Raw genomic sequence first — 6,602 nt, forward strand, 5'->3', positions numbered from 1 at the left:
CGCACTTGTTTCTACACGATCCGGGTGCAACCAGCTGATCTATCTCGGGAAAACGTGGGGAAACCTCAGATCCAGGATCGACTTCACCGAGCTGACGCTGTTGGCTTGGATGCGTACGGCCCGGTCACAGGCCGCCTGCAGCCTTTCGATCCCGTGTTCACGCGCAAGGCGTTGCAGCCCTCGACAGGCTTGCAGGGTCAGTGCCGGTCGGCGATGAGTCGCGCTATGTCGTTGCACGAACTTATGCAGGGCGCCTCCCTGCTGACGCGCCCATGTCATCAGTACATCCGGCGTGTCTTGTGCGTAAGCGCGATGAGCCGGGGGCTGGTGCTCCGGTGACGTGCTACATCCACCCACTTCGCCGCTGCGTGGATGCATAGCCACCCGCTTGTCGCGGTGGAAGACTGCCACGGCCTCCCGGGTGACCTTCAAGTTCACCTTTGCGCCAACCAATGTGTGAGGAACCGAATAAAAGTGTCCCTGCCAAGGGACGTGGTAATCCTGTCCCACAGGGACCTTAAGCTTCCACTCTGCGTACTCGTAGGGCATCTGCGGACACGGACGCAGCGCGGGGCCGTCCAGTTCCTCGAACAGTTGCTGACGGCTTTTTCCGCCGGACCCACGCATCGGACGAAGGTCCATGCGGTCCACCAGCTCGGCAATGGCGCGATTCAGTTCCTCCAGCGAGAAAAACACCCGATTGCGCAGTCGCGCCAGGATCCAACGCTGGGCCAGTTGCACCCCAATCTCCACCGGCGCCTTGTCCTTAGGTTTGCGCGGACGTGCCGGCAGCACCATGGTGTCGTAGTGCGCAGCAAACTCGGCGTAGGTCATGTTCAGCAGTGCCCCGTCCTGCCCGGAAACGGAGGTCACCGCCGCCTTGAGGTTATCCGGCACCAGATAGGTGGGCACGCCCGCAAAGAACTCCAGCGCCTTTGCATTGCAAGCGATCCAGTCAACCGATTTCTGGCTTGCGACGGCATAGACGAAGGTCTTGCGGCTGGCACCCATGACCGCCACGAAGAGCTCCACCGGGGTTGTTGCGCCGGTCATCTGATCAGTGATCGAAGGGCGCACTCCGGAGAAGTCCAGAAACAGCTGTTGTCCCGGTACACGCACCTGACGCATGACCAGTCCTCGCTTACGCGCATAGCGGCGGTAGCGGCGTCGGAACTCGGTCTCTGACATCGCCCCGGCTTCCAAGCCAAGGGCATATTCCTCATGCAATAGCGTGATCGTCATGCCGCGCCGCTGCAGCTCGGCGTGCACATACGACCAATCCGGTTCAACGAGCAACTTCTTCGCACTACTTTTGCCAGGATTCAATCGGCGCGCCAGCGCGACTTCGTCCATGCTCTCGATGTCATCCCACGATTGTGAGAGGGCTCGCAGGCGTTTGCGATAGCGGCCGACCGTGGTCGGCGAGCGATTCAACTTTTGACCAACCTGCCGATCGGTCAGGTCAGTGCGCAGCAGGCACCGGCACAGGTCTTTCAACGGATTCATGGCACTCCTTGCACCGCCTTCGTTCCAGGCACCAGCATCCGGGCCAGAACAGCGGCAACAGTCCCCCGCGCCAGCGCGTAAGAGCTGACAAACAGGGATTGACGAAGGGAGGGCGGATGCCGAGAATGCAGCGAACAGGTTCTAGCTACACCCTCAAAGCCCCCAAGCGTTGACGCGCTTGGGGGCTTTTGCATTTCCCACGTGTGGAATGGCGGTGGGAGTCGTCAGGTCATGCTGACCCCCTGTCTTCCATGTTCGCAGTCACGGCGTATTTCCGTTTGGGTGCGATGCCCGGATGGCTTGGTCGCGCAAGCCTGCCAGCCAGTGCGCAATGTCTTTGGCAAGCGCGTATTTGCCGCGGCGATTAGGGATGGGGAACACCGGCACCGGCAGCGAGTCACGGGACAGAGCCTGCCGGAACGCATCCAGCGAGGTGTAGCCCAGTGCTTGGCGCAGATCATCCTGGCCGATCACCGGGCCGTAGTGGTGCAACAGATCCTGCTCCAGGACTTTGGCCAACGCGCCGATGTGTTCGTCACGCTCTGTCATGCCGCTAGCGTAACGATTGCACCGATAGTCGCCCAGAAGGAAACTGAGGGCTTCCGCGTTACTCTAAATTGCACCGCAATGAGTCGATAAGCCATTGATACAGATCAAGGACTACAAACTTGGCCGGGTAAAAGCGGTAGTTCGCTTAGCCGAATCGAACGCAAACCGTTCCGCTGAGAAGGCCTTGAACGTGCTGAAGGTTGGCTTATGGTTCGAGGGGCTGCGGGCGCGTATGGGCCGTCCGACGGCCTATCGCCTGGGTCAGGTTTTGCAGCCCGGCACCTACCTCAAGGGCGAGCACCATCACAATTTGTGGGCCAAGTACGCCCTGGGTAAGCACGTCCCCAGGGCCGAAACTCTCCGCACCACATAAGCAGCCATGGCAGGCTCCAGTGAAATCCTCATGGCAGCAGCTTGGGACGCGCTGGACATCTCCCGCCCTGTTGGGGCAAATGCCGACATACTGCTAAAGCGGTTGGGGCCCGGGATCCAGATGGCGATCTTCGATCAGCAGGCGTTGGAGCGTGGACGCTATGTGCGGCGTAAAGCAACGCGCCAAGTGACTCGGCGCTTGGAGGGACAAGCGGGCCTGGATAGCCTAGCCGCGCTCGTCGTATTGCTTCGAGAAGCGCATGAAGCAGGAAATCAAGGGCTGGCTTTTGAACTCGGGCGTTCGCTGCACGCTAGCCTGTTCCTGGCCACGATTGAGGGTCCGCTGTGGGAGATCGCAGAGGAGCTGTTCGCCTACTTCATCTGCTTCATTTTCCCGTTGGCAGAAGACAAGGAGCTTGCGTTTGATCTGCATCCAAAGGATCATGCAGAGGCAGGCTTTCTGCTTCTCCCGCGTCGTACTGCAGCTAGAGGACGCTGGATGGGATGGCTATCTCCCGGGCGGGCATACCCGGCAGCTGCGTCGGTTGCTGACGATTGATTTTGGTTTCGATCTGTTCTTTGGGCTCGGACCACGCTTTCGGCTGACTCAGCCGGTCGAACAATCCAGCGAGAACGCCAGGCGATGGGTCGCAGAGCAAGACATTGCATGGGAGTGGGGACTGAGGACGCTTCACGCCGGCAGGCGCGAGCGCCTGATGCCGGATGAGGTGAGAGATCGAATTGCCGCTTCGGGCGCCTGAACTTCCTTCGCTTTGACATGAACCCTCCTCACGGCCTCAATCGGCCTTCTCGTAAGCGCCCGTGGAATCGGATGTTGAACCCCTCTGCTCCAAGAATTCGCACCGAAGCGCTCGATCACATCGAGATGTAATACAAGCCGATCGAGGGTCGGCAGGGATCCGTATAAAAAAAGCAAAAAGTAAGCTAAATTTCTGTCAGAAAAGGATTATTTCAAGAATTCCTGCCGGCCCTCGGGAACAGCTGCGGCCACCGCACTCGGTTGCGAACAGGAAAAGACCATCGCAGCAGTGCAACGCCAGGAGGCTGATGCTCAGCCTGTTGAAGGTATGGGTCATCCTCCGCGTCAATGCCTTCGTCGTCCCAGCCAGAACTTCGGTGAGGCGAAACGAGTCGGTGCGCTCCCCCGGCAAACTTGCTTCTACAGTTACTGCAGGAGATCGACATGGGTCTATGCAATTCAAAGCCGAGCGTGGCAGGGTCACCTGCGCGCTATACAACCCACACTACAGAGCAGGCCACGCCATCCGAGTCGTCGTCGCCATCGCGCAGGGACTCGTCTTCCTCCTCGACCAATGCACTGCGCGACGCTTTGCCTTCCCCGCCGCGTCGCGCGGCTTCTCCTGAACCGCAGGTCTCATCCAATCGGCAAGGGGCAGGACGGTCCGGCCATGAGGGTTTTGGCGGCTGGCAAGAATACCAGGGCGACTGTCATTGCTTGGTCCCTGATTGGCATGGCGCGCTAACTTGTGCGTCCCCGGCCGCTCCAGTCGATACGTGGTCGCCTCTAGCCGAGCGTGAGCAGATTTTTTTTGTGTAACCGGATTTTGGTTACAGCGGAGGGATCCGCCCCTCGAACTGGATCGTAAAGCGGTTCAATGCGGCCTTCCAATCGCGGATCAGCTGCGGGCGCGTCGCGATCGTCCGCGCTCGCCGCCCCGCCGCGGCGGACACTTCCGCCATCCCGGAATGTTTGGCCCAATGCGCGCGTCCCGCCGTGTCGGCAGCCTCCGCCGAGCCCTGAGCGCAGACGCCGGCTTCAGGCTGAACCACCGCCGACACGCGACGCCGATTCGCACGCGAGCGCGCTCGACGCCTTCTTCCTCGCAAGGACTCCATCATGCAAATCAAAACCGCAAGCCCTGGCCCTAACGCGCATCCGCACGACCCGGTTGCGGGCGACGGATCGTCACCCGCCGACCGCAGCATCGAGATCGAAGCGGGACACGGCAGCGGCACTCTGTTGCCCACGGACGGCACGCAAGCACGCGCGTGCCAGAGACCGGCTTCGGAAACCACGATGTGCCTCGCGGACCTGCTGTCGATATCCAGCCAGCGGCCTTCGAGGCCCGAAATCATACCGGCCATTGTGCAAGCCGGGGACGATGAAGGCGTCCCGGATGTGCTTCCGCAACCGCCCCGTTCCGGGGCGAGCCAGCCGCGCTTGGCCAATCCCGGCGAAGCGAGGGACGTCGAGAGCGGGTTGCTCATGCGCGATTGCTCGTCGCGGATCGCCGCCTTCCTGGGCAACCTGTCGGTCGTCCAGGAGCTTCGGCAGTTCGATGACAGCGAGTTCGTGGGCAATCTGCGTAACGAACTGGTCACCGAGCCCGGATGTCGAGAGCCGAAGACGCTGCTGGCCGCCATGGGCGAGAAGGTCGATGAACTGCGGTCGCACCTGGACAAGCAGGCGTCGACGCCAGAGGAGGCGGAGTTCCTGGCCGAGGCACGGCGCTATCTCGAGCCGGTCATGACCAGCTTCGAGACCGACATCCACACCTTGCAGCACGACGCGAGTGCCGCAAAGCGGATATATCAGGGAGCGCTGACCCTTCTGCTGTACCCCTTGCCGCTCGCCACACTGTTTACCCAGAAGACTGGCACCTACGCTGCGTTCAACATTGCTTCCTACACTTACACGGCGATACAGCTGGTCTCGCTTATGCGACGCCCGACAACGGACGCCAAGCTGTTCATGAAGCACGCCATCAACCGGCACAGCCTCGTCTTCTTCATCTCGCTGGTCTATGCCGTACCCACCTTCTACGCCAAGGCCTCGCCGCTGCAGCGCAACGCCGGCTTCGTCGCCGGCGCGGCGGTGGCGCAAGGGACGATGATGTTCGGCCTGCGGCTGGGGCAGGACCTGATGGACTCGATGCGGCTGCGCTTCAACGGCGCCTTCAACCGCAGGCGTGATCTTCCCGACGGCTTCAGGGACGCCATTGAGGGAGTCGTGGGCGATCTGCGCGCGGGTCTGAACAACGTCAACCGCTCCGTCGGCGAATTCCAGCAGGACCGGCGGATCACGCCGCACATGGATCGGCAGCTCACCTTCTTCAAGCAGGACCTGTCCAGAATCGTGACGGGCCTTGAGCGGCTCGTAGCGACCGGGACGCGGCAGGAGAGCCCGGTCGCCGCAAGCGATAACCCACCAGGCCCCCTAGAGGCGGTGCGCCGGACCCTGGACGCATCGTTCGCAAACAACCCCGACCTGAAGGGAAAGCTCGCGCTGGCGACCGTAGCCTTCGCCGTCCTCGGGTCAAACATCGCCCTGATGCGCAACAACGGGCTGGCCCTACCTGACTTCATCGCCGATGCGGTCGTCTCGTCGACGTTCCTGCTCCGTGAAGCGCTGAGCCCGCACGTCACGCACGCGGGGATGAACGACAGCGTGAGCGACACGGTCGGCGGTATGACGATCGGCCTGCCCTTCTCCGTAGCCGCTGTGATGAGCAGCTACATGGACGACCCCAAGGCCAACCCATCGGGCTTCATAGCCGGGACCGTCGGCTACACGGCGGCCTACCTGCTCTTCGGCCGGGTGGCCGGCGACGTCCTGTCCAAGGGACTCATGGCTACGAGCGGAGCGCTCGGCTGGGGCCAACAGCAGGCGATCCGACTCGGCCGGAGCGCGATGGCCTTGGGTTTCGAACTGGTCGCCGGGCACCGCTCGCCGGCTGCAACGGATGTGCACGACGTAGCCGGGGTCGAGATGGCGGGTGTGCCGCATGAGCCGCTGTTCTTCAGCCCCTCACAGCGGGCGTCCGCCGAACGCACCCTGGTCGGCACGCTTGAGCAGATCGGCGACGAGTGGCACGACGCGCGCGACGAATGGGGAGGCGAATCGGAGGGGACGGCGGGTAGGGACGCCCCCTGGGTCGACGCACCGGCGCAGCTGCCCATGCAGCCGGCGCCTCAGTCGGAATAAGCAGCCCTGCACGCGTATGAGGTCGGGCGGGATTCCTGAGCGGGAGGGTCGGTAGTGATTCGTGTAAGAAACCTTTACTGAAAGCGAGTTAGCTCACTTTTGGCTGTTTTGATACGCCCAGGGTTCCATAGACACTCAAGACCCTCGTTGCGCGTAGCGCCGTTCAAACTCTACAGGGGACAAGTCGCCAGTTGAACCGTGGCGGAGG

5 protein-coding genes are annotated in these 6,602 nt (G+C 62.0%); 3 read left to right on the forward strand and 2 right to left on the reverse strand.

Going from position 1 to position 6,602, the window contains the following annotated elements; all coding sequences use genetic code 11:
- Positions 1–39: 39 nt before the first annotated feature.
- Together istA and XpopCFBP1817_RS18670 are read right to left on the reverse strand one after the other, a co-directional pair.
- A complete protein-coding gene (istA, locus tag XpopCFBP1817_RS18665; RefSeq protein ID WP_244171239.1) occupies positions 40–1,506 on the reverse strand; it encodes an IS21 family transposase in 1,467 nt (488 codons plus the stop codon).
- 261 nt (positions 1,507–1,767) lie between these two features.
- Complete coding sequence (locus tag XpopCFBP1817_RS18670) at positions 1,768–2,055, reverse strand: hypothetical protein (protein WP_046932707.1); 288 nt, start codon at positions 2,053–2,055, stop codon at positions 1,768–1,770.
- A 184-nt stretch (positions 2,056–2,239) separates the two neighbouring features.
- Between XpopCFBP1817_RS18670 and XpopCFBP1817_RS23315 the strand changes: the two genes are divergently transcribed.
- The 3 genes from XpopCFBP1817_RS23315 to xopAA all read left to right on the forward strand — a co-directional run bounded on the left by XpopCFBP1817_RS23315 (position 2,240) and on the right by xopAA (position 6,394).
- Positions 2,240–2,428, forward strand: a complete 189-nt coding sequence (locus XpopCFBP1817_RS23315) for a hypothetical protein (protein WP_244171240.1) — start codon at positions 2,240–2,242, stop codon at positions 2,426–2,428.
- A 6-nt stretch (positions 2,429–2,434) separates the two neighbouring features.
- Positions 2,435–2,986 (forward strand): hypothetical protein, encoded by a 552-nt coding sequence (locus XpopCFBP1817_RS23320; RefSeq protein ID WP_244171241.1) that lies wholly within the window; start codon positions 2,435–2,437, stop codon positions 2,984–2,986.
- Between the two features lie 1,320 nt (positions 2,987–4,306).
- Positions 4,307–6,394: a type III secretion system effector XopAA gene (gene xopAA / locus XpopCFBP1817_RS18685; protein WP_128418256.1), complete on the forward strand. Its 2,088-nt coding sequence runs from the start codon at positions 4,307–4,309 to the stop codon at positions 6,392–6,394.
- Positions 6,395–6,602 lie beyond the last annotated feature (208 nt).

It is taken from the genome of Xanthomonas populi (genome assembly GCF_002940065.1).
Taxonomy (GTDB): Bacteria; Pseudomonadota; Gammaproteobacteria; order Xanthomonadales; family Xanthomonadaceae; genus Xanthomonas; species Xanthomonas populi.